Source organism: Mycolicibacterium vulneris (genome assembly GCF_002104765.1).
Taxonomy (GTDB): domain Bacteria; phylum Actinomycetota; class Actinomycetes; order Mycobacteriales; family Mycobacteriaceae; genus Mycobacterium; species Mycobacterium vulneris.
Genome location: NZ_NCXM01000125.1, coordinates 1 through 261 on the forward strand (window position 1 = coordinate 1; position 261 = coordinate 261).

Here is a 261-nt window from a genome sequence, read left to right on the forward strand (position 1 = left end):
CGCCCGTGCAACTTCGTCCCGCACCTGAAACAGGCGGCGCCCTGCGAGAGCCGCGGGTGAGCGGCTGCTGCGAGCATCCGGGGCTGATGCCGGTCGAGACGGCGCTGGAACGGCTCCTCGAACTGGCCGCGCAAACGCCTATCGATACGTGTGAGCAGGTGCCCCTGGAGCAGGCTGGCGGCCGCGTGCTGGCGGTCGACCTGCTGGCCGGCCTGGACCTGCCGCCGTGGCCGAACAGCGCCATGGACGGCTATGCCTTGC

At 71.3% G+C, this 261-nt stretch carries 1 pseudogene; it reads left to right on the forward strand.

What is annotated here, in order from left to right:
* Nucleotides 1–86: 86 nt before the first annotated feature.
* A pseudogene (locus tag B8W69_RS29655) lies at nucleotides 87–261 on the forward strand (molybdopterin molybdotransferase MoeA); the annotation flags it as partial.